At 67.8% G+C, this 20,442-nt stretch carries 25 protein-coding genes; 11 read left to right on the top strand and 14 right to left on the bottom strand.

The genetic code is table 11. From position 1 onward, the window contains the following. Window positions 1–117 precede the first annotated feature (117 nt). From ACFWPX_RS21480 to ACFWPX_RS21450, 7 genes are all read right to left on the bottom strand, one after another. A complete protein-coding gene (locus tag ACFWPX_RS21480) occupies window positions 118–774 on the bottom strand; it encodes an MspA family porin (protein ID WP_378913399.1) in 657 nt (218 codons plus the stop codon). Window positions 775–840: 66 nt separating this feature from the next. Then, window positions 841–1,521 (bottom strand): MspA family porin, encoded by a 681-nt coding sequence (locus ACFWPX_RS21475; protein ID WP_378913398.1) that lies wholly within the window; start codon window positions 1,519–1,521, stop codon window positions 841–843. Between the two features lie 524 nt (window positions 1,522–2,045). Next, window positions 2,046–2,267 carry a hypothetical protein gene (locus tag ACFWPX_RS21470; protein ID WP_378913397.1) on the bottom strand — a complete coding sequence of 74 codons (222 nt, stop codon included), beginning with the start codon at window positions 2,265–2,267 and terminating at the stop codon, window positions 2,046–2,048. Continuing rightward, the gene (locus ACFWPX_RS21465; RefSeq protein WP_378913396.1) at window positions 2,264–2,806 is read right to left on the bottom strand and encodes a molybdenum cofactor biosynthesis protein B; all 543 of its coding nucleotides are present in this window, start codon (window positions 2,804–2,806) and stop codon (window positions 2,264–2,266) included. The genes ACFWPX_RS21470 and ACFWPX_RS21465 overlap by 4 nt, the downstream gene beginning before the upstream one ends. Continuing rightward, the gene (locus ACFWPX_RS21460; RefSeq protein WP_378928838.1) at window positions 2,806–4,206 is read right to left on the bottom strand and encodes a S1C family serine protease; all 1,401 of its coding nucleotides are present in this window, start codon (window positions 4,204–4,206) and stop codon (window positions 2,806–2,808) included. Before ACFWPX_RS21460 ends, ACFWPX_RS21465 begins: the two co-directional genes overlap by 1 nt. A 92-nt stretch (window positions 4,207–4,298) precedes the next feature. Next, a complete protein-coding gene (locus tag ACFWPX_RS21455; RefSeq protein ID WP_378913394.1) occupies window positions 4,299–5,753 on the bottom strand; it encodes an ATP-binding protein in 1,455 nt (484 codons plus the stop codon). A gap of 9 nt (window positions 5,754–5,762) precedes the next feature. Continuing rightward, window positions 5,763–6,449, bottom strand: coding sequence for a response regulator transcription factor (locus ACFWPX_RS21450; protein WP_358071318.1), 687 nt, complete (start codon window positions 6,447–6,449; stop codon window positions 5,763–5,765). A gap of 291 nt (window positions 6,450–6,740) precedes the next feature. On the opposite strand from ACFWPX_RS21450, the gene ACFWPX_RS21445 reads away from it, so the two are divergent. The 6 genes from ACFWPX_RS21445 (at window position 6,741) to ACFWPX_RS21420 (ending at window position 12,381) form a co-directional block, all read left to right on the top strand. Beyond that, window positions 6,741–9,500, top strand: a complete 2,760-nt coding sequence (locus ACFWPX_RS21445) for an ATP-binding protein (protein ID WP_378928837.1) — start codon at window positions 6,741–6,743, stop codon at window positions 9,498–9,500. Further along, window positions 9,497–9,901: a roadblock/LC7 domain-containing protein gene (locus tag ACFWPX_RS21440; RefSeq protein ID WP_019049250.1), complete on the top strand. Its 405-nt coding sequence runs from the start codon at window positions 9,497–9,499 to the stop codon at window positions 9,899–9,901. The genes ACFWPX_RS21445 and ACFWPX_RS21440 overlap by 4 nt, the downstream gene beginning before the upstream one ends. Window positions 9,902–9,907: 6 nt before the next feature. After that, window positions 9,908–10,279 carry a DUF742 domain-containing protein gene (locus tag ACFWPX_RS21435; RefSeq protein ID WP_378913392.1) on the top strand — a complete coding sequence of 124 codons (372 nt, stop codon included), beginning with the start codon at window positions 9,908–9,910 and terminating at the stop codon, window positions 10,277–10,279. Between the two features lie 4 nt (window positions 10,280–10,283). Further along, window positions 10,284–10,883, top strand: coding sequence for an ATP/GTP-binding protein (locus tag ACFWPX_RS21430; protein ID WP_266295760.1), 600 nt, complete (start codon window positions 10,284–10,286; stop codon window positions 10,881–10,883). Beyond that, window positions 10,876–11,652, top strand: coding sequence for a hypothetical protein (locus tag ACFWPX_RS21425; RefSeq protein ID WP_378928836.1), 777 nt, complete (start codon window positions 10,876–10,878; stop codon window positions 11,650–11,652). Before ACFWPX_RS21430 ends, ACFWPX_RS21425 begins: the two co-directional genes overlap by 8 nt. A gap of 504 nt (window positions 11,653–12,156) precedes the next feature. Further along, window positions 12,157–12,381, top strand: a complete 225-nt coding sequence (locus ACFWPX_RS21420; RefSeq protein WP_062986981.1) for a hypothetical protein — start codon at window positions 12,157–12,159, stop codon at window positions 12,379–12,381. A 54-nt stretch (window positions 12,382–12,435) separates the two neighbouring features. On the opposite strand, the gene rpmF is transcribed toward ACFWPX_RS21420, so the two are convergent. From rpmF to mrf, 3 genes are read right to left on the bottom strand one after another with little or no spacing between them, the layout of a single operon-like run. Beyond that, window positions 12,436–12,609 (bottom strand): 50S ribosomal protein L32, encoded by a 174-nt coding sequence (gene rpmF, locus ACFWPX_RS21415; protein WP_378913390.1) that lies wholly within the window; start codon window positions 12,607–12,609, stop codon window positions 12,436–12,438. A gap of 3 nt (window positions 12,610–12,612) precedes the next feature. Then, entirely contained in the window at window positions 12,613–12,879 is a 267-nt protein-coding gene (locus tag ACFWPX_RS21410; RefSeq protein ID WP_378913389.1) for a type B 50S ribosomal protein L31, read from the bottom strand. Then, on the bottom strand, window positions 12,876–14,180 hold the full coding sequence (gene mrf, locus ACFWPX_RS21405) for a ribosome hibernation factor-recruiting GTPase MRF (RefSeq protein ID WP_378928835.1): 1,305 nt from the start codon (window positions 14,178–14,180) through the stop codon (window positions 12,876–12,878). The genes ACFWPX_RS21410 and mrf overlap by 4 nt, the downstream gene beginning before the upstream one ends. Before the next feature lie 103 nt (window positions 14,181–14,283). Here mrf and rpmB point away from each other — a divergent pair, with 103 nt between their 5' ends. Genes rpmB through rpsR form a run of 4 tightly spaced genes read left to right on the top strand, consistent with a single transcriptional unit; the run spans window position 14,284 to window position 15,299 of the window. Then, a complete protein-coding gene (rpmB, locus tag ACFWPX_RS21400) occupies window positions 14,284–14,520 on the top strand; it encodes a 50S ribosomal protein L28 (protein WP_378928834.1) in 237 nt (78 codons plus the stop codon). 9 nt (window positions 14,521–14,529) lie between these two features. Beyond that, a complete protein-coding gene (rpmG, locus tag ACFWPX_RS21395; protein ID WP_056813994.1) occupies window positions 14,530–14,700 on the top strand; it encodes a 50S ribosomal protein L33 in 171 nt (56 codons plus the stop codon). Beyond that, window positions 14,700–15,005: a 30S ribosomal protein S14 gene (rpsN, locus tag ACFWPX_RS21390; protein ID WP_378913385.1), complete on the top strand. Its 306-nt coding sequence runs from the start codon at window positions 14,700–14,702 to the stop codon at window positions 15,003–15,005. The genes rpmG and rpsN overlap by 1 nt, the downstream gene beginning before the upstream one ends. A 36-nt stretch (window positions 15,006–15,041) precedes the next feature. Then, the gene (gene rpsR, locus ACFWPX_RS21385) at window positions 15,042–15,299 is read left to right on the top strand and encodes a 30S ribosomal protein S18 (RefSeq protein WP_378913384.1); all 258 of its coding nucleotides are present in this window, start codon (window positions 15,042–15,044) and stop codon (window positions 15,297–15,299) included. A gap of 59 nt (window positions 15,300–15,358) precedes the next feature. On the opposite strand, the gene ACFWPX_RS21380 is transcribed toward rpsR, so the two are convergent. Further along, window positions 15,359–15,913: a LysM peptidoglycan-binding domain-containing protein gene (locus ACFWPX_RS21380; protein ID WP_378928833.1), complete on the bottom strand. Its 555-nt coding sequence runs from the start codon at window positions 15,911–15,913 to the stop codon at window positions 15,359–15,361. A gap of 170 nt (window positions 15,914–16,083) precedes the next feature. Here ACFWPX_RS21380 and ACFWPX_RS21375 point away from each other — a divergent pair, with 170 nt between their 5' ends. Further along, window positions 16,084–16,527, top strand: a complete 444-nt coding sequence (locus tag ACFWPX_RS21375) for a hypothetical protein (RefSeq protein ID WP_378928832.1) — start codon at window positions 16,084–16,086, stop codon at window positions 16,525–16,527. Between the two features lie 54 nt (window positions 16,528–16,581). Here the strand turns inward: ACFWPX_RS21375 and purH are convergent, their stop codons facing one another. The 3 genes from purH to ACFWPX_RS21360 are packed head-to-tail and all read right to left on the bottom strand — an operon-like array spanning window position 16,582 to window position 20,368. Beyond that, window positions 16,582–18,147: a bifunctional phosphoribosylaminoimidazolecarboxamide formyltransferase/IMP cyclohydrolase gene (purH, locus tag ACFWPX_RS21370; protein WP_378913381.1), complete on the bottom strand. Its 1,566-nt coding sequence runs from the start codon at window positions 18,145–18,147 to the stop codon at window positions 16,582–16,584. Then, window positions 18,140–18,820: a phosphoribosylglycinamide formyltransferase gene (gene purN, locus ACFWPX_RS21365; RefSeq protein WP_378913475.1), complete on the bottom strand. Its 681-nt coding sequence runs from the start codon at window positions 18,818–18,820 to the stop codon at window positions 18,140–18,142. The genes purH and purN overlap by 8 nt, the downstream gene beginning before the upstream one ends. A 36-nt stretch (window positions 18,821–18,856) precedes the next feature. Further along, on the bottom strand, window positions 18,857–20,368 hold the full coding sequence (locus ACFWPX_RS21360) for a DUF6350 family protein (protein ID WP_378928831.1): 1,512 nt from the start codon (window positions 20,366–20,368) through the stop codon (window positions 18,857–18,859). Window positions 20,369–20,442 lie beyond the last annotated feature (74 nt).

Genomic DNA, 20,442 nt, shown 5'->3' with positions numbered 1-20,442 from the left:
GTGTTATATACTGACGCGGCGCCGTGCAATCATGCTTAAGAAAATCATGACCACGAACTCAGGGCGGGCCAGCTGCATCAGCGGCCGCCCCCGTTTCGAGTTCGGGATGCGAACAGATCAGCCGAGGCTGAACGGAGCGCCCCACAGGGTCACCCAGGAGATGACGTTGTCGGTCTCGACCTCGACGGAGACGAAGGCACGCGCCTGCGCGTAGCCGCCGCAGCCGGTCAGGCCGATGGTCTCGTCGGACCAGGTCACCGAGCCCGAGCCGTTCTTGAACTTGTTCGACTTGCCGTGCGACTCCGAACCGAAGTCGTCGGCCTTCTCGATGTCGAGCACGTAGAACGACTTCGACTGGCCGGGGCCGAGCGAGAGCTCGCCGCCGGTGCCCACCGCGACATCGCCCGTATCGCCGGAGACCGAGCCTTCGACGTCACCACTCACGCCGCCACCGGCGATGTTGACCTGGCAACCGACGGTGTAGCCCGGGAAGATCTTGCCGGAGCCGCCGTCGGAGACGGTGACCTGGGCGCTGCCCGAGACCCACGCATTGCGGTGGACCGGGGTGGAACCCATCGACGGGTTGATGTTGGCCGACTCGCCGACCAGCGCGATGTCGACCACGGTGCCGTCGGACAGCGTCTTGGTGATGTGGCCGCCCGGCAGGGGAATGAAGGTGTCGGCATTGGCCGCGCCCGTGGAGAACAGGCCGACGGCCACGGTGGCCGCAGCGCTGACGCCCGCCACCTTCGCCATGAACTTACGGTTGATCATAGGATTTGTCCCTCGAGGAGTGAGTTCGCCGTAGCGAGAAGAAGATTCGTACCGATTCGAAAGACGTCAGCCGATGCTGAACGGCATGCCGTACAGGGTGGTCTTCGAGTAGTGGTCGCCGATGATCTCGACCACGGTGTAAGCCCGGGCCTGCGCGTAGCCGGCGCAGCCCTGGATCTCGATTTCCGCGTCCTGGTAATCGATCGCGTACGTACCGGCCTTCAGGATGTCCTTCGAGCTGATCTGCACGAACTTGACCTCGCCCGGGCCCAGGTTGACGCCGATCGAACCGCCGAGGCTGCCGCCGGTGGTGTTCACGCCGGCTTTGATACCGGCACCGATCGCGTCGTCGGCGATGCTCACCTGGCAACCGACGATGTAGCCGGTGTTCAGCTGAGAGGTGCCGTGGGTGGAGGAGTTGTTGGAACCCGGACGGCCGGTCGGGCCATTCCACGGGCCTGCCTCGCCCTCGGGGGTTTCGGTGACATCGGCGATCGCGGTGCCGGAGACCCAGACGACGCGACCCGCGCCGTTGGCGGCCAGCGACGGCGAGATCAGGGCCGACTCGTGGGTGCGGGTGATGGTCACGCCAGCAGGACTGACCTTCTGACCGTCCGGCAACGGCACGAAGGTATCGGCGTTGGCGGCACCGGTCGACAGCAGGCCCAAGGCCACGGCGGCCGCGGCAGCGCCGACGCCCGCGGCACGGACGCCACGGCGCACACCGGTGGTGCGGTTCTCGCTCATACTTCCCCTCATCAGGTGTCTAACAGCCGACCTCGACTTTCGAAGCCGGACAAATGGACCTCACAGGGCCCAGATCAGTGTGTCGCCCCTTTGTTGCCGTTACGTAACCAACTGTTATTTTGGCGATACGGCCGGGGCCGGTGTGGTGAACCCGAGCCAGGGCTCCACCGGGTGGTTCAACGCACAGAAGTGGGAGTACTGCGGGGACCGATAGTTGGTGGCTCAATGGCGAACATTAAACGCCGTTCCGGGGATACGGCAACGAAAGAGTTCGTAAATTTCACTGTGAAGCACGGCACACATTCGTACATCGCCACATGCCTTGACGTGCATTGATGCAGTCGCGAAGGCACCTGTCACGAGGTCTTGACAGAATCGGACAACAGGTAACGATCTGGGTCACCGAACGACAAAAGACCACGCTTTCGCGTGGTCTCGAGTATTTGTCCGCAGTTCGCGTTCGCGCTGAAAACTGCTTTTCGAAGGTCGCCTATTACGTAGCGGCTACGTAGATAACGGGGCGATCACCCGTGGTGCGGCGGAACCTGGGATCGTAACCATTCGTCCGTGCCGGAGCCGCGCGAGCCCTCGCCGCGCTCGTCACCGGTGGTCTCCGGCAGCACATCGCCGAAGATCCTCGCCAGCCGCGCAGCCTCGGCCGCCTTGCGCCGGAGCTCGTCCGCCGACGTCGGTTCCCGGCCCTGATCATCGGGGCCGGGAACCGCATCGTGGGGATCAGATGTCATTCGTCCAGACCGGACAGTTCGCCGATCACCTTGCTGGCCAGCGGGCCGAGGGTGGCCATGCCGTCGCGGATCGACGCGCGGGTACCCGGCAGGTTCACCACCAGGGTGCTGCCGGAGATGCCTGCCACGCCGCGCGACAGACCGGCGTCGAGCGAGCCCGCAACCCGGCCCGACGCGCGCAGCGCCTCGGTGATGCCGGGCAGTTCACGGTCGAGCACCTGGGTGGTGGCCTCGGGGGTGATATCGCGCGGCGACATGCCGGTGCCGCCGACCGAGATCACCAGGTCGACACCGCCGATCACCGCGGTGTTGAGAGCGTTGCGGATCTCGACCTCCTCGGCCTGCACCGTCACCGAGGCGTCGACGAGGAACCCGGCCTCGTTGAGCAGTTCGGTGACGAGCGGGCCGAAAGAATCCACGCCGCCATGAGCCGTCCGATCGTCGACGACAACAACCAGTGCGCGCCCTGCCACGGGAGCATCGATGTCCATGGTCATCACCGTAGCGCCTACGCACGACAGGTTTGCGTTCGAACGCATCATCGGCCGCCTTCCGCCGCCGCCGCGGTGAGCGTGACCTCGACGGTCTTGGAATTGCCGCCCTGTTCGTCGGTGTAAGTCACCTTCACCTTGTCTCCTGGCTGGTGTGAGCGGACGGCGGCGATCAGCGCGTCGCCCGAGTCGATGGGACGGTCGTCGAGGCGGGTGATGACGGCGCCCGCGGGGATGCCCGCCTTGGCGGCGGGGCCGTCCGGGGTGGCCTCGAGTACGCGCGCGGCGGTGTCCTGCGGGCGCAGTTTGATGCCGATCTGGGCGTAGGTGGCCTGGCCGGTCTTGATCAGCTGGTCGGCGACCCGGCGCGCCTGATCCACCGGGATCGCGAAGCCGAGGCCGATCGAACCGCTCTGGGTGCCGCCCGCCGCCTCGCCGCCGAGGCTGGCGATGGCGGTGTTGATGCCGATCAGCTTGCCCTGCCCGTCGACCAGCGCGCCGCCGGAGTTGCCCGGGTTGATCGCCGCGTCGGTCTGGATCGCGTCGATCACCGGGTTCACCTGGCTCGGCGTTCCCTCACCGCTGGTCGAGACCGGGCGATTGAGGGCGGAGACGATGCCGGTGGTGACCGTGCCTGCCAGGCCGAGCGGCGAACCGATCGCGATCACCGGCTGGCCCACCGCCAGCCCGTCGGAGGTGCCGAGCTCGATCGGCGTGAGCCCGGTCTTGCCGCTGACCTTGATGACGGCCAGGTCGGAGACCGGATCCGCGCCGATCATCGTGGCGGGCGCGGTGCTGCCGTCGCTGAACACCACTTCCATCTTCGCCGAGGCACCCGCGCCGGCGGCGACGTGATTGTTGGTGAGGATCAGCCCGTCGGTGGACAGCACCACCCCGGAGCCCTCACCGGAAGCCCGGCTACCGGCGACCTTGATCATCACGACACTGGGCAACACCCGCTGCGCCACCGCCTGAGTAGACCCGGCGGGCGCGTTGGCGACATTGTTCACCGCGGGCTTGGGAGCCTCGAGCGCGTTGGTCACCGGCCCGGAATCCGAGTCGGTGGCGAGTACTCCGACAACGCCACCGACACCACCACTGACCAGTGCCAATGCCGCCGCACCTGCGATCAGGCCGAGCCGCAGCGGCTTTCGCTGCGGCGCCTGCGCCGGGCCGAATGCCTGCGGCGCGGCGCCGTGCACCTGACCACCCTGCGGATGCTGACCACCGAACGACGTCGGGCCCCCGAAAGGCCCAGGACTTCCGAAGGGAGCCTGGTCGCCGTGGTGCCCACCGAACGGAGGCTGACCGCCGTAACCAGCCGTCGCAGGCCCCTGCGAAGAGGGCCCGCCCGACACGGGCGTCATCCCTGAATCTGTAGGCCACTCCGGTTGCCCGCCGGACTCGGCCGGCCGGTCAGCAGGGTGCTGCTGGGGATCGTCGGTCATGGTGTCTGTCTCCTCACGCTTGCAGACCAGCTTCCTGACGGCTACTGAGAGGCGCCTGAGATCGGACTATCAGTTCGCCGAGACTCCGGCGATCACTCGGCCGCTGACTCGTCGAGAACGGTCGGCGCCTCCCCCGGCAACACGATGCGCACCAGCGCGCCGCCCCGATCGGAGGTGTCCACCGCGATGGTGCCGCCGTGTTTGGTCACCACCTGCTTGACGATGGCCAGCCCGAGCCCGGAACCGGGCATCGACCGCGAGGCGGTCGTGCGGTAGAAGCGTTCGAAGACCAGTTCGCGTTCGCCGGTGGGGATACCGGGGCCCGCGTCGCCGACGGCCAGTTCGAGCAGTCCCGGACCGGCCGGGCGCATGGTGATCCGCACGACCGCGTCGGGGGGACTCCACTTGGCCGCGTTGTCGAGGACGTTGAGGACGGCCCGTTCCAGGCCCGCCTCGTGCCCGTAGACGAACCACGGCCGCAGATCGGCCACAAAGGTGATCCCCACTCGCCTGCGCCTGGCACGCTCGAGCGCACGCTCGGCCACCTCGCCGAGATCCACCCGCTCGTAGACGGTTTCGGGGGCGTCCTCACGGGCCAGATCCACCAGGTCGCCGACCAGGGTCGACAGCTCACCGATCTGGGCGACCACATCGGCGCGCAATTCGGCCATGTCCTCGTCCGGCAGCCGGGGCGCGCCCGGCCTGCCCGAGGCGATGAGCAGCTCCATATTGGTGCGCAGCGAGGTGAGCGGGGTCCGCAGCTCGTGGCCCGCGTCGGCGACGAGCCTGCGCTGGCGGTCGCGTGATTCGGTCAGTGCCCGCAGCATGGTGTTGAAACTCTCGGTGAGCCTGGCCAATTCGTCGTCGCCGGTCACCGGGATCGGCGTCAGGTCGTCGGTGCGGGCGACGCGCTCGGTCGCGGCGGTGAGCCGGGCGATCGGGCGCAGGCCGGTGCGGCCCACCGCGGTTCCGGCCGCGGCGGCCAGCACCACACCACACGCGCCGACCACGAACAGCAGCCACGCGAGCTGATCGAGCACCTCACGGGTGCGGTAGAGCTTCTGCGAGATGATCAGCGTGGCGCCGCTGTTGGTGCGCGCGGCGAGTACCCGCTGGTCACCGACCGTGCGCAGCGACGAGTTGATCTTGCCGTCGGCCACCGCGAGTTCCTGGGCACCGACCGGCGGAATCGTCTGCTGGGGCGGCATATACGGCTTGTGACCGGCGTAGATCAGCGCGACACCGACATCGTTGGAGAACAACCCGGCCAGCACGATCGACTGGAAACCGGCGGTCTCGAAATTGTTGTTGATCATCGTCGCCGCGCGGGCTTCCAGCTGGGCGTCGACATCGGCGTACAGTGCGCGCGCCACCATCGCGTAGGCGGCGATCGAGGTCACCGCGACCGCGATCAGCACCACCGACGCCGCCAGCAGTGTCACCCGCCAGCGCAGCGAGACCGAGCGGGTCAGCGGGGTCGGCGGACGCATCTCGCTCGCGTCGACGGGCCTGCCGAGAACGGCGACCGCGGGTTCCTTGTGTGCCATGCCGCCCGCCTACGGAGGGGTCTCGCGCAGCACGTAGCCGACGCCACGCACGGTATGGATCAGTCGCTCCTCGCCATCGGCCTCGGTCTTGCGGCGCAAATAGCCGATATAGACCTCCAGCGCGTTGCCGGAGGTCGGAAAGTCGTAGCCCCAGACCTCTTCGAGGATTCGGCCGCGGGTGAGCACGCGGCGCGGATTGGCCATCAACATCTCGAGCAACGAGAACTCGGTTCGCGTGAGACTGATCGCGCGTTCGCCGCGCGAAACCTCGCGCGTGACCGGATCCAGCGACAAGTCAGCGAACACCATCGCCTCCGACGCTTCACCGGGATCGGGCGTTCGGCGACGCAGCAACGCGCGTAAACGCGCCAGCAATTCCTCCAACGCGAAAGGTTTCGGCAAATAATCGTCGGCACCCGCGTCGAGCCCGGCCACGCGTTCGGACACCGAATCGCGCGCGGTCAAAACGAGAATCGGCAGATCGTCGCCCGTACTGCGCAGCCTTCGGCACACTTCCAGGCCGTCGAGGCGCGGCATCATGACATCGAGGACAAGGGCATCGGGCCTGGCTGCGGTCACTTTTTCCAGTGCGTCGAGACCGTCGACAGCCAGGTCGACGGTGTAGCCGTTGAAGCTCAGTGACCGGCGCAGTGATTCCCGCACCGCGCGATCGTCGTCGACTACCAGAATGCGCATGTGCTGTAGTTTGCCGTGACCGACTGAGAACGTACTGAGAGGGCTCGGCGCGCCGAACGTCGTGTTCGCGGCGACGTGCGTTGTAGGTCTTGACAAACCCGAACGAATCGTCGTTGTGTCAGCGCATATTCGGCGAATTACAGACCGCGTGGCCCGGATTGCCGATGCCCACTCGGCACGGTATCTTTCCTGCGGTAAAAGAAGACCTCCAGTTGGTTCTGCGCTCGCATCGCTCCGCGACCTCCCCGCGCGGGCCGGGGTCACACGTGGAAGCAGAGGCAACGCACGCGGATGGAACCTGCATCGCGCTCCTGGCAATTCAGCCTGTCGAACTGGTCGGTAACGCGCAAGGTCGGTGTGGTGCTGGTGCTGCCGGTGATGCTCGCGACCACCTTCGCCGTGCTCCGGATCAACAACGAACTACAGACGATGACGCAACTCGGCGCTGCCACCGAACAGGCCACCGTCATCCGTCCCGTCGTCAAATTCGCTACCGCGACCGAACAACTCGCCGTCGCGGCGACCGCCAACTGGGGTGCGATCGCCGACCCGCAGACCGACGCCGCGCTCACCACCTACGACCAGGCGCTCGCCGAGGTGCAGAGCGCGCTGCGCACGGCCCGCATCGACCCCGCCGTCGCCAGTGAGCTCACCGCGGCCACCACCACCGGTGCCACCCTGCGCAACACCGTGCGCGGCGGCTCGCCCGCGATGGTCGGCGAGCAGACCGACGAGATCGGCGAACGGATCGGCAACGCGCTGTCGAAGACCCCTCAGGTCGAGGACTTCGTCGTGCAGCGCTACTTCCTCCAGCTGACCGCCCTGCACCAGGCCCGCCGGGTGCTCACCCGCGAACGCACGCTGGTCGTCTCGCCCGAGTCGGGTCGCAGCCAGAGCGCGCGGTCGAAGATGCTCGTCGAGCTCGGCTCCGAAGCGAACATGATCAAGACCTACGGGATGATCCTGCCCGAGCACGCGGGTAGCCAGGCGGCGCTGCTCGACGCGGTGCAGACCCGGATCAGTGTGTTCAGCCAGAACAACGGTGATCCGACCACCAACGCGGCGGTGCTCAACACGCTGCAGGTCAGCGCCGACACCTACGCCTCCACCATCTCCGCCCTGCTCGACAACATCGACCACACGCTCGACAGCAACACCGCGACCGCCCAGACCGGTGCCCTGCGCGAAACCACCCTGGTGCTCGGCATGCTGCTGGCCGGCCTCGCGCTCGCGCTGGCCGTGGCCCGCACCCTGGTGGTGCCGGTGCGCAGGCTGCGCCGCGACGCGCTCGAGGTCGCTCACGTGAAGCTGCCCGACGAGCTCGCGGTCGTGCGCAGCGGCGGCGCGACCCCCGAGATCGCGCCGGTCGGCGTGCATTCCACCGACGAGATCGGCCAGCTCGCCCGTGCCGTCGACGAGATCCACGAGCAGGCGCTGAATCTGGCCGCCGACCAGGCGCGTCTGCGCCTGCAGATCGGCAACATGTTCGAGACGCTGTCGCGGCGCAGCCAGTCGCTGGTGGAGCAGCAGCTCGCGCTCATCGAGGAACTCGAGCACGACGAGGACAACCCCTCGCGCCTGCAGACCCTGTTCCGCCTCGACCACCTGGCCACCCGCATGCGCCGCAACGGCGACAACCTGCTCGTGCTGGCAGGCACCGTGCTGCGCCGCGGTCATCTGCCGCCGGTGCCGCTGTCGGACATGCTCTGGAGCGCGGTCTCGCAGGTGGAGGACTACCAGCGGGTCGAGATCGGCAATGTGCCCGACGGTGTCGTCGCCGGTGAGTCCGCGGTCGATATCGAGCACCTGCTCGCCGAGCTCATCGACAACGCGCTGCGCTACTCCCCGCCGAGCACGTCGGTGGCGGTCATCGTCGGCCGGGCGGTCGACAGCGGCTATCTGATCGAGATCACCGACCGCGGCCTCGGCATGTCGGCCGACGATCTGCGCACGACCAACGACCGGCTCGCCTCCGGTGGTGAGGTCACCATCGAAACCGCCCGCCGCATGGGTCTTTTCGTGGTCGGCAGGCTCGCCAAGCGGCACACCATCACCGTCAGCCTGCGCCGTACCAACGGTGCGGCGCCGCAGCCCGGCATCACCGCCAGCGTGCATCTGCCCAGCGCGCTCGTCGCGCCGTCGCCGCCCGTGCCCTCCGGCCCGTCCACCGGCCCGAATCCGCTGGTGCCCGCCGGAATCGGCCCGTACGCGCTGACTCCGGCCGACATCACCGGCCCGAATCCGATCATGCCGACCGGACCGCGGCCCCTGGTTTCGCTGGACGCCGTCACCGGTCTCGACCTCCCGGCTTCACCGCTACCGGTGCCCGCGATCTTCGCGTCGACGGGCCCGATCCCGCCTGCCCCGGCCAACGGCGCGAACCCGACCAACTCGCTCACCGATGTCGGTCTCCCACAACGTGTTCCGGCCGCGGTACCGCCGCCTCCACCGGAACCGGTCGCCGTCGAACCCGACGACGAGACACCGGCGGGCATGTGGGCCGAGCACGAGCACGACACCGACGATCTCCCGGCGCCCGCCCCCGACTCACCCTTCGGCCTGCCACAGCGCATCCCCGCGAGCGCGCTGGCCGAGCTCGCCGCTCCCTCCGTACCTGCCGCACCCTCGGAGCCGGAGCCGCTGCCGCGGCCCATCGACGCCGACCCGATGCCGACGACGAGCACCCGCTTGCAGCCGGTCTCCGGCCCGGCACCGACCCCGATCTACCAGCGGATGGTCTCGGAGTGGCTCGTCGAACCCGCCTCCGCCCCTGCCGAATCCGGTAGCGGTAACGGCGCGTCGTGGAGCGCCCCGGGCGACGCGGGCTGGTCGGCCGCCGCCGAGGCGGACCACCCACCCACGTCCTCGCGAACGAGCGGCGGGCTGCCGATTCGCAAGCCGGGCGCTCAACTCGTCCCCGGTGGGCTCACCCCCGCGGAGGAAGAGGGCGCTCGCGACCCCGAGGAGATCCGCAACAACCTGACCCGACATCTCAGCGGCGTCCGCAGCGGCCGTGCCGAGATCCAGTACAACGACGGAGGCCTCGAATGAGCAACGCGCACCCCACAGACGAGAATCTGAACTGGTTGGTCGCCCGCTTCACCCGTGACGTACCCGGCGTTTCGCACGCGGTGCTCGTCTCGGCCGACGGACTGCTCCAGGCGACCAGTCCCCATCTACCGTCGGACCGCGCCGAGCAATTGGCCGCGGTCACCGCCGGTCTGGCCAGCCTGTCGATGGGTGCGGCGCACCTGTTCGACGGCGGCAAGGTGATGCAGTCGATCGTGGAGATGCAGCGGGGCTATCTGCTGGTGATGAGCGTCGGAAACGGTTCGCACCTGGCGGTTCTGGCCAACAAGAGCCACGACATCGGCCGCATCGGCTACGAGATGGCGTTGCTCGTCGACCGGGTGGGCTCGGCGGTCACCGCCACCGCCCGCTCCGCCGGCTGAGGTGAGATGTCGAGCCCTTACGGATCCGATAACCGGCCGACTACGCGAGTCAGGCCCTATGCCCTGACCTCCGGCCGCACCGAGCCCGCGATCGCGCTGCCCTTGGAGGCGGTCGTCGAAACGGTATCTTATACAGCGCACAACGACTGGTCCGCAGGCGATTTGCGGATCGAAATCGTGCGTCTTGCCACACATCGGCTCTCTGTCGTCGAGATTGCCGCATACCTTGGTCGCCCACTGGGTATGGTCCGGGTGATGATCGGCGATCTCGTAGTGGGCGGGATTCTTCGAGTGCATTCGACGCTGACCGAGCAGGCGAGCTACGACGAACGCCGATCACTGATGGAGAGGACTTTGCGTGGACTCCGTGGCCTCTGATGGCATGCGCCCGCCGGCCCAGGAACAACGGGTCGCATCGACCAAGATCGTCGTAGCCGGCGGATTCGGTGCCGGTAAAACGACTTTCGTCGGTGCGGTGTCGGAGATCGTGCCGCTGCGCACCGAGGCGATGGTGACCCATTTCTCCGACGGCATCGACGATCTCGCCGAGACGCCGGAAAAGGAAACCACCACCGTAGCCATGGACTTCGGGCGCATCGTGCTGCCCGGCAACCTGGTGCTCTACCTGTTCGGTACCCCGGGCCAGAAGCGATTCTGGTTCATGTGGGACGACCTGATCCGCGGCGCCATCGGCGCGGTGGTGCTGATCGATACCCGCAGGCTGGAAGACAGTTTCGCCGCCGTCGACTTCTTCGAGGCGCGCGGGCTGCCGTTCCTGATCGCGGTGAACCGCTTCCCCAACGCTCCCCGCTTCCCCATCGCCGAACTGCGCGAGGCACTCTCGGTGCGCGAGGGCATCCCGATCGTCGACATCGACGCGCGCAACGCCGTCGAGGTCCGTCAGGCACTGGCGGCGGTGACCGAATACGCCATCGCCCAGCTCGAGCCGCAGCAGTTCGAAGGAGCGGGCAGGCGTGCTTGACCTGCTCGCCGCGACCGGTGCCGAAACGTTCGCGCACGGCACCGGTATCGCATGGCTCGCGCTGGATCTGTCGGCGCTCGGGGCGCTGGTGGCGTTCGCCTGCGTCCGGCACGCGAAGTACTCGATCCGGTTCCGCCTGATCTGGCTGACGATGGCCGCGGTCTCGCTCGGTGGTGTCGGGCTGTGGCTGGCGAATTCGGTCGCGCTGCTCGCGATGCGGGTGAACGACAGCGTCATGCGGTACAACGTCGCGCTCGGTGCGGCGGCACTGGCCATCGCGGTGGTCGGCGTGCTGGCCGGATTGCTGATCAGTGGCCGGACCACGCACGTGCCGCGGCTGATCATCGGCGGGCTGACGATGGGTCTGAGCGTCGGACTGTCGACCTATCTGACCCTGGACGCGCTCGCCGTGCAAGGCACCGTCGACGAGTCGCTCAGCCTCATCGGGGTGTCGGTGCTGGTGTCGATGGCGCTGTGCACCGCGACCCTGTGGGTATCGCAGGTGGTCCGGCGGGTGCCGGTGCGGGTGCTGGTGTCGGTGCTGTTCGCGCTCGGCGTCGCCGCGGTGTATTACACGGCCGTCGCCGCGCTGAAGTTCTCGATCGATCCGGGCATCCGGTCACCGTCCGGACTGCCGCTGTTCGATCTGGTGTTCCCGATGTTCGTGATCGGTGCGCTCGGTCTGACGGTGCCGATCACCGCGGTGCTGGTGGCGCCGGATCGGCGAGACGTCGCGGCCCCGGCGCGTCAGCCTGTTCCGGCCCGCTGAAGGCAACCAGCTAACGTCCGGTTTGTCGGAATCTTTCCGGTCTTCCGCCCCGCTGATCGGAGCTCTCGAGACCTGCGGCGAAGTACCGCGAAAACCGCCCCTGAAGTGGCGATGAGCGGGTTCCCCTAACTCGGGGAACCCGCCCTCCCGCACGAGAGTACATACCTGTGAGGGAGTCCGCATCAGTGGCCGGGGAATTTTCTTGTGGCGAAAAACAAACCAATAGTTGGTAATTCGACCATCAGCAAACACTCCGCAAGCCCTTCGATGCGTCCGCACCAAGTGGCATGCATCACACCGTTAACGGGGCGGTTGCCCCACACCCTCCCCCAAGGCCCTGAACAGGCACAACAGTGCCGGAGTAAGGCCCCTGGACATTCGGCCGCGCAGAACGAACCGCCGACGCCGTGGAAGCCCACCACGCGGTGCGCCAACCGAGTTATGGTCGCTGCGGGGCGCATTCGTCTCGCCCAGCACATCCAAGGTTCGTTCGAAGGAGTTCGCATGGCCGTAAACGTGGTGCTCGACAAAGTCCTCGACAAGGAATTCGAGAACAAGACGCTCGCGGAAATTCTCGCCGCTCCCCCGTCGGCGCTCGCCGGTCTCACCGAGGCGCACGACAAGCAGCTGCTCGAGGCGCTGAAGATCAAGACCATCGCCGACCTGGGCAACAACAAGTTCTTCCAGCTCGCCGCGGCCTTGGTCGCACTGGCAGAGCGCGAAGGCTGAATCTTTCTCAGATAGCAATGGCCTGCCAGGCACTCCTGGCAGGCCATTGTCGTGTCAGAGTCGAGCCGGGTCGATCATGCCCTTGCGTACGGCGTTGATGATTCGGCGTGGCACCCGGTACTCGACGCCTGCCACCGTCACCGGGACCAGCTGTGGCACTTCCGCTTTCCACTGCGCGCGCCTGCTTCGGGTGTTGGAGCGCGACATTCTGCGCTTGGGAACCGCCATGATTCAGCCCTCCTTGCCCGCGCGCGAGCGCTTTCCGTACTTGCGCTCGAACTTCTCGACCCGGCCCTGGGTGTCGAGGTTGCGGGCGGTGCCCGTCCAGAACGGGTGCGAATCGGAGGTCACGTCGACCACCATGAGCGGGTAGGTATTCCCGTCGGCCCATTCGATCGTCCGGTCGCTGTTCGCGGTCGACCTCGTCAGGAACTGTTTCCCGGTGCTCGCGTCCTCGAACACGACGGGGTGGTAATCGGGATGGATGCCCGCTTTCATGCCGTTTCTCCTCTCGGATTGGTGCGCTCGCTCGCCGAGGCCGTTGCCTCGGTGGGATCGGCGCAGGGATCTTCGTGCCAGTCGCCGAAGGGGTCCTCCCACAACGCGACTCGTTCCGGTGCCCGCTCGACGAGCAGCAGTTCGTCGTCCTCGACCAGCGCCCAGTGCAGGGCGTGACGGATCTCGGCGGGGTCCGCGTCGTGGGCCAGGATCACCAGCGACACCTCGCGATCGCCGAATCGCTCGTCCCAGCCCAGCGCGGCCATCACCCGCCGATCGGGGTCGACGGCGGCCTGTTCCTCGGCGCTCATGGCGTCCAACCAGCGCCCTGCCCCACCGACCCGCAGTCCGCCGCCCGCCGACTCGAGCCACACCACGTGATCGGGCTGGGTCGCCAGCCAGATCCGGCCGCGTGCGGTGACCACGCCGTCGAGCAGGACATCGAGCGCCTCGTGCAACCGCTGGGGATGAAACGGCCTGCGCGCGGCGAATTCGACGATCGAGACACCGCAGTCGGTGCTCAGCGGCGGCTGCCCGCGCAGCAATGGCGCGTGCGCGCCGAAGATCCGGCCGCGGCGCGAATCGGCGGGCACCCGGGTCAGCAAGGCGCCGACCTCGATCGCGTCGAAGCCCCGCAATTCGTCGAGCCAGGCGATCGGTGCCGCGGGTGCCAGCCGGTCGAGGACAGCCCCGAGACGTTCGCGATCGAGCGCGTCGGCCCCAGCGGCGAGGACGACCAGCGCGTCGGCGAAGTCGACCTGACCGACCGCCACCTGCGCGACCGTGCGCTCGTCGTCGGCCGAGGCCAGTCCCCGATCGGCCAGCACCTCGTCGCCGGTGGCGTCGGCCAGCCACTGCTGCCCGTCGAGGCAGGTCAGCACCGCCTCGATCCGCACGGAGCGCCCGGCGGGCCCATCGACTCGATCGGCGACGCCGGTCACCACGACATTCTCGATCGCGTGACACAGCGCCTCGGCCTCGATGCCGGGATCCAGCGCGAGCACGATGCGGTCGATATGAGCCCGGGTGGCGAGCGTGCACAGCATCGGCAGCAGGTCGGCGCGCAGCGTGCACGACACACAGCCGTGCGCGAGCTCGAGCACGGTCGTGCTCACCTTGCCCGCGGTACGCACCGTGCGGCGCACCACACCCTCACGTAGTTCGGCGAGGTCGTGATGCAGCACCACGGTGCCCGCGTCCACGCTCAATGTCTCCGCGATGTGTTCGACGCCGCCCATGGCAGGTCCCGAGAAGCCGGCCAGCAGCACCACGGGCGTTCTCCGGTCTGACTGGTCAAGCACCCGATACCCCTTTCGACAATGATTTTCATTTACTTCAGCGCGACTGTACAGTGCGGAATAATCGTTGTCGAAAATGGTTGTCATAACCATGGAAGGAGGTCGCATGTCGGCCCACTGCCAGGTCACCGGTCGCAAGCCCGGCTTCGGAAAAGCCGTCTCGCACTCGCACCGGCGCACCAACCGACGCTGGAACCCCAACATCCAGCACAAGACCTACTACCTGCCCAGCGAGGGCCGCCGCATCACGCTGACGGTCTCCACCAAGGGCATCAAGACCATCGACCGCGACGGGATCGAGGCTGTGGTGGCCCGGATCCGCGCTCGCGGGGAGAAGATCTAGGAGCTGAACATGGCCTCGAAATCGACCGATATCCGGCCGATCGTCAAGCTGAAGTCCACCGCCGACACCGGCTTCACCTACGTCACCCGCAAGAACCGCCGCAACGACCCCGACCGGCTGGTCCTGCGCAAATACGACCCCGTCGTGCGCCGCCACGTCGACTTCCGCGAGGAGCGCTGATGGCCAAGAAATCCAAGATCGCCCGCAACGAGCAGCGCCGCGAGATCGTCGAACGGTTCGCGGCCCGGCGTGCCGAGCTCAAGGAGATAATCCGCAAGCCGAGCACCGGCGAGACCGAGCGCTCCGCCGCACAGGCCGAACTGCGCAACCAGCCGCGCAATGCCAGTCCGGTACGATTGCGCAATCGGGACGCTGCTGACGGCCGCCCACGCGGCTATCTCCGCAAGTTCGGCCTCTCCCGTGTTCGTGTGCGCGAGATGGCCCACCGGGGCGAGCTGCCCGGGGTCCACAAATCGAGCTGGTAGAGACTCCCCAAACTGATTCGTGAGAAGGAATATCCCATGGCAGTGAAGCGAGCACCGTCCAAGAAGGCACGTGCCGACCAGGGCCGTAAGCCGAAGAAGAATCCGCTGATCACCGCGGGCATCGAGTACGTCGACTACAAAGACGTCAACCTGCTGCGCACCTTCATCTCCGATCGCGGCAAGATCCGCAGCCGCCGCGTCACCGGCCTGACCCCGCAGCAGCAGCGTCAGGTCGCCGTCGCGGTGAAGAACGCGCGCGAGATGGCGCTGCTGCCGTTCACCACCACCAAGTAGCCCCGTGAACGCGAGAATGGCCCCGAAGCTGTTGCCTCGGGGCCACTTTCGTCCGCGTATTACGGAATGGTCAGTACCTGACCGGCGTTGATGAGATCCGGGTTGTCGATACCGGAGGCCGCGGCGATCTCGGTGTAGCGGTTGCCGTCACCGTAGAAGCGCTCCGAGATGGCCCACAGGGTGTCGCCCGACTCGACCGTGTAGGTCTGCGCGGCAGGCGGCGCGACCTCTTCGGCGATCGGGGCGGCGGCGACCGGCTCGGGAGCAGGCAGCGGGTTGTCGGTGTTGGTGGCGGTGGCCCACGCGACCGAGCCGTCGGTGCCGTAGAGCACGACGTTGCGGTCGGGCTGCACGACCAGCTTCTCGACGTTGCGGCCACTGGTGTCGGTCGCCCAGATGCGCGCCCCGCCACCGCTGTAGACGACGAAATCGCCGTCGTGCTGCAGGGCCGCGCGCTGCGCGTCCTGCCCGTGTGTCATGGCGGCCCAGACGACGTTGCCGTCGGGCTCACTCAGCACCAGGTTGCCATCCGGCTGCAGAGCCAGGGTGTACGCACCGCCGGTCAGGGACTGACCCAGCCCCAGTTCTTCGCCTACGCGCAGCGTGTCGGCCACGTTGTTCCTTTCGAAGATCGCCAATTGCTTCCGCCCAACAGAAGATGCCGGCCGATTGCCGCAGAGCCGCATCGCAGCCGAATCTAGTCCCCGCGACGGGGAAATGGAGGGGTTATGCGCAGGGTTCGCGGAAAGTTCACGGTGGGGCCGTGCGGTCTAGGGTTGATGACATGAGAACGATGTCGCGCTACACCGCCGCCGCGGCGGCCGTGGCCGTGCTGATCGCACCCCTCACCGCCTGCGGATCCTCGGATGATCCTGCGCCCCAACAAGTTACGTCGAAAGCCAACAGTCGCCCCGAGGACCCGAAACCCGGTATCGGCCAGCCCTTCATCGCCGATCCCACCCTCGTCAACCCGAACCCGATCCCTTTCACGTCCTGGAATCGGCTGAGCGAGAACAAGATCAGCGTCAACTTCCAGACCGGCAATCCCGAGTGCTACGCCGTGGATGCCACCGTCACCGAAACCGCCGAGGCGGTCACCGTCGCCCTGCGCTCCGGAACCCGCGCGGACAGCGTGAACAAGATGTGCACCATGAACGCCGTCTTCGGCACCTTGGAAATTCCCTTGAGCTCCCCACTGGGCACCCGCGAGGTACTCGACGCCGGATAACCGAAAACGGGTGCCGCACCGAGGATTCGGCGCAGCACCCGTTCGGGTTTCGGCTCAGTGAGCGAAGTGGCGGGCACCTGTCAGGTACAGGGTGACGCCCGCTTGCTTGCAGAGTTCGATGGTGTCCTTGTCGCGGATCGAACCGCCCGGCTGCACGATCGCGCGAACGCCCGCGGCCACCAGGATCTCCGGGCCGTCCGAGAACGGGAAGAAGGCGTCGGAGGCGGCGACAGAGCCTTTCGCACGCTCACCCGCGCGCTCGACGGCGAGCTTGCAGGAGTCAACGCGGTTGACCTGGCCCATGCCGACGCCGACCGCGGCGCCGTCCTCGGCGAGCAGGATCGCGTTCGACTTCACCGAACGGCATGCGCGCCAAGCGAATTCGAGGTCGGCGAGGGTGGTGACGTCGGCCGGATCGCCCGCCGCGAGGGTCCAGTTCACCGGATCGTCGCCCGCGGCGTCCAGGACATCGCGGTCCTGAAGCAGCGCACCACCACTGATCGGACGCAGCTCAACGCCCTTGCGCTGCGGCGCTTCGGCCACCAGCACGCGCACATTCTTCTTGCGCTGCAACACTTCCACGGCACCGGGCGCGTACCCGGGAGCGATGATCACCTCGGTGAAGATCTCGGCGACCTGCTCGGCCATCTCGACGCTCACCTCACGGTTGGCCGCGATCACGCCACCGTAGGCACTGACCGGGTCGGTGGCGTGTGCCTTGCGATGCGCCTCGGCGATATCGGCCGCGACGGCGATGCCACACGGGTTGGCGTGCTTGATCACCGCGACCGCGGGCTCGTCGAAGTCGAACGCGGCACGCCACGCGGCGTCACCGTCGGTGTAGTTGTTGTACGACATCTCCTTGCCGTGCAGCTGCTCGGCCTGCGCGATCCCGACCGTGCCGTCGTTGCTGGTGTACAGCGCGGCAGCCTGGTGCGGGTTCTCGCCGTAGCGCAGCACCGCGGCGCGCTCCCACGAACCGGCGACCCAGCCGGGGAACTGCTCGGTCTCCTCGGCGACGGCGGGCACGGCGACCGAGCCCATCCAGCTCGCGACGGCCACGTCGTAGCTCGCGGTGTGCTGGAAGGCCTTGGCGGCCAGCGCGGTCCGCTCGGCGAGGGTGAACCCGCCGGACTTCACCGCGGCGAGCACGTCGTCGTAGTCGGTCACGTCGACGACCACACCCACCGAGGGGTGGTTCTTCGCCGCGGCGCGCACCATCGACGGCCCACCGATATCGATCTGCTCGACACACTCGTCGACGCTCGCGCCACTGGCCACGGTCTGGGTGAACGGGTACAGGTTCACCACCACCAGCTGGAACGCCTCGACACCGAGCTCCACGAGCTGATCGACATGCTCGGCGCGACGGGTGTCGGCCAGGATGCCCGCGTGCACACGGGGGTGCAGCGTCTTGACGCGGCCGTCGAGGGTCTCCGGGAATCCGGTCAGATCCTCGACCTTGGTGACCGGAATCCCGGCCTCGGCGATCTTGCCCGCGGTCGACCCGGTCGACACCAGCTCCACACCGGCCGCGTGCAGCCCGGTGGCGAGCTCGATGAGCCCGGACTTGTCGTAGACGCTCACCAGCGCCCTCTGGATCGCCTTACGTTCACTCACCGGCGTGCTCGCTCACTGGTATTTCTGCCTTTCGTCCGTCGGAGACAATGCCTCGCGTCGCGACGGCGGCGATGACCTCCGCCAGTAACCGTCGCTCGACAACCTTGATGCGCTCCTGCAGCGTGTCCTCGTCGTCGCCGGGCACCACCGCGACCGTCTCCTGCGCGAGGATCGGGCCGGTGTCGACGCCCGCGTCGACCAGGTGCACGGTGCAGCCGGTGACCTTGACGCCGTAGGCGAGCGCGTCACGCACCCCGTGCGCGCCGGGGAACGAGGGCAGCAGCGCGGGATGGGTGTTGATGAGCCGGCCGCCGAAGCGTTCCATGAACGCGGGGCCGAGGATTTTCATGAAGCCGGCCAGGACCACCAGATCGGGCTTGTGCGCGTCGACGGCCTCGGTGAGGGCGACGTTCCACGCTTCCCGATCGGCGAAATCTTTGAGCCCCACCTTGAAGTGCGGTACGCCGGCGGCGTCGGCGTGCGCGGTGGCCGGGCAGTCCCGGTCGACGCCGACGGCGACGATCTGGGCCGGGTAGCCGGGCTCGCGGGCGGCGGCCAGCAGTGCGTTGAGCAGCGAGCCGGTGCCCGAGGCCAGAACGACGACGGTGGCCGGTGTTCTGGCGGGCTTCCACGGGGCAAACGAGGACGTCAGCGCTCTACTCCTGCGTGTGATCGGGCGGCGGCGATGGCGATAGGCGCCGGGTCGAGCTTAGCGACCGGGGGTCTTGTCCTCGTCCGGCAGGTCCGACTCGACCACTTCGACGTCGACGATGTCGTCGGCGGGCTCGTCGGTCGAGCCGGGTGCGGCGATGCTCACTTCGACGTCGTCATCGAAGTCCTCGACCAGTTCGCCGTCGACTTCGACTGCGGGATCGTCGTATTCGACGGCATCCTCGTAGTCCTCGGGATCATCGTCGTCGTACTCGTCGTCTTCGTAGTAGTCGTCGTCGTAGTCATCGTCCTCGTAGTCGTCGTACTCGTCGTAGTCCTCGGCCGGTGCGGTCGGCGCCAGGAAGCGGCGAGCGAACACCATGCCGACGAAGCCGCCGAACCCGAACCAGGTGACCATCAGCACGACCAGCATCAGCAGATCGACGCCCACCCACCCGACGGCACCGAGCTGACCGCTGCCGAGGATCGCGAGCACCAGGAATGTCAGCGTGGACAGCGCGGCGCAGGTGAGGGTCGCCCACGGCGCGCCGGGCCGATCGTCGCTGGTGCGGCCGAGTTCGATCCCGCCGAGCACGCCCACGGCCAGCGGGACCAGCAGCAGCACCGCCCACCACGCCGCCGCCGGCCCTTCCGGCACGGGAATCAGCGCGGGCAGCACCGGCATGTGCCCGCCGGTGACCCCGAACAGGCCCACCGACCCCGCACCGAACAGCACCGCGGCACCGCTGAGGATCCCCGCCGCGCCGATCACCACGTTCGGCAGGTAGAGCAGCGACAACAACGTCATGCCGAGCACATCGGTGAAGTTGTGGGCCTGCTGGTAGGCACCGTCGAGCCGGGAAAAATGGACGAAGAAGGAGATCGCGGTGGCCAGTGCGGCGCAGCCGAGCATGCGGAGCACAGTGCGCCGCGCGGCACGGGCGCCGAGAACCGCCCATTCCGGGATCTCGATCGGTAGCAGCGCGCACAGCGAACCCCACGCCCGAGTGCCGATCCCGGCGGCGGCCGCGACCAGATACAGCACGAGCACCCAGCCGAACGCCGCGATCGGACCGGACGATTCGAGTGGGGTGACGCCCGCGGCATCGCCGGTGACGGCGAGGCAGACGGCCGTCATCAGCAGCGGTCCGGCCAGCACCGCGCCGGTCAACCAGCCCAGCTCGACGGGAGTCGGACGATTCGGGACCGCACGCGCGCATTCGCGGGCGGCCAGCCAGACCAGCACGGCCGTTGGTACCAGCGGGAGCAGGCCGAGCGTCGTCCTGCCGACCGTGAGCGGAACCTGATGAGCGGCAAGCCAAGTCGCGGCGACCGCGGCGGGCGCACTGGTGAGATCGGTCCCGGTGGTGAGCATGACCACGAGCACGAGCAGCACCGTTGCCGCCAGGGCGGTGATCGTCGGCCTCGCCGCGACCAGCAGCAGGGTTCGCGCCCGCTCGGGCGAGAGTGTCCACCAACCAGGCTCGGGCCCGGGCGGTGGTGCGGTGACTGTCTCCCCGGTGCCGCGTGACCCGGAGGTCCGGCGCACGAGGGCGTTACGGGAGCTCATGACAATTCAGCGTGGCAGCTTCCCCGGCAGCCACGGGTCAGGCGCGCCGCGAGCCCACAGGCGTACCTGTGGGC

The sequence above is a fragment of the Nocardia sp. NPDC058518 genome, assembly GCF_042719655.1.
GTDB lineage: Bacteria > Actinomycetota > Actinomycetes > Mycobacteriales > Mycobacteriaceae > Nocardia.
The sequence above is the reverse complement of the archived record's forward strand: the minus strand, read 5'-3'. Positions and strand labels throughout refer to the sequence as shown.

Coding starts and splice junctions, on each gene's coding strand:
- ACFWPX_RS21455 (WP_378913394.1), bottom strand. CDS start 5,753: ATGGCACACAAGGAACCCGCGGTCGCCGTTCTCGGCAGGCCCGTCGAC.
- ACFWPX_RS21465 (WP_378913396.1), bottom strand. CDS start 2,806: ATGCGTTCGAACGCAAACCTGTCGTGCGTAGGCGCTACGGTGATGACC.
- ACFWPX_RS21480 (WP_378913399.1), bottom strand. CDS start 774: ATGATCAACCGTAAGTTCATGGCGAAGGTGGCGGGCGTCAGCGCTGCG.
- ACFWPX_RS21445 (WP_378928837.1), top strand. CDS start 6,741: ATGGAACCTGCATCGCGCTCCTGGCAATTCAGCCTGTCGAACTGGTCG.
- ACFWPX_RS21460 (WP_378928838.1), bottom strand. CDS start 4,206: ATGACCGACGATCCCCAGCAGCACCCTGCTGACCGGCCGGCCGAGTCC.
- rpmF (WP_378913390.1), bottom strand. CDS start 12,609: ATGGCGGTTCCCAAGCGCAGAATGTCGCGCTCCAACACCCGAAGCAGG.
- ACFWPX_RS21375 (WP_378928832.1), top strand. CDS start 16,084: ATGAGAACGATGTCGCGCTACACCGCCGCCGCGGCGGCCGTGGCCGTG.
- ACFWPX_RS21420 (WP_062986981.1), top strand. CDS start 12,157: ATGGCCGTAAACGTGGTGCTCGACAAAGTCCTCGACAAGGAATTCGAG.
- rpsR (WP_378913384.1), top strand. CDS start 15,042: ATGGCAGTGAAGCGAGCACCGTCCAAGAAGGCACGTGCCGACCAGGGC.
- rpmB (WP_378928834.1), top strand. CDS start 14,284: ATGTCGGCCCACTGCCAGGTCACCGGTCGCAAGCCCGGCTTCGGAAAA.
- rpmG (WP_056813994.1), top strand. CDS start 14,530: ATGGCCTCGAAATCGACCGATATCCGGCCGATCGTCAAGCTGAAGTCC.
- ACFWPX_RS21435 (WP_378913392.1), top strand. CDS start 9,908: ATGTCGAGCCCTTACGGATCCGATAACCGGCCGACTACGCGAGTCAGG.
- ACFWPX_RS21450 (WP_358071318.1), bottom strand. CDS start 6,449: ATGCGCATTCTGGTAGTCGACGACGATCGCGCGGTGCGGGAATCACTG.
- ACFWPX_RS21410 (WP_378913389.1), bottom strand. CDS start 12,879: ATGAAAGCGGGCATCCATCCCGATTACCACCCCGTCGTGTTCGAGGAC.
- ACFWPX_RS21360 (WP_378928831.1), bottom strand. CDS start 20,368: ATGAGCTCCCGTAACGCCCTCGTGCGCCGGACCTCCGGGTCACGCGGC.
- ACFWPX_RS21475 (WP_378913398.1), bottom strand. CDS start 1,521: ATGAGCGAGAACCGCACCACCGGTGTGCGCCGTGGCGTCCGTGCCGCG.
- rpsN (WP_378913385.1), top strand. CDS start 14,700: ATGGCCAAGAAATCCAAGATCGCCCGCAACGAGCAGCGCCGCGAGATC.
- ACFWPX_RS21470 (WP_378913397.1), bottom strand. CDS start 2,267: ATGACATCTGATCCCCACGATGCGGTTCCCGGCCCCGATGATCAGGGC.
- ACFWPX_RS21440 (WP_019049250.1), top strand. CDS start 9,497: ATGAGCAACGCGCACCCCACAGACGAGAATCTGAACTGGTTGGTCGCC.
- ACFWPX_RS21430 (WP_266295760.1), top strand. CDS start 10,284: ATGCGCCCGCCGGCCCAGGAACAACGGGTCGCATCGACCAAGATCGTC.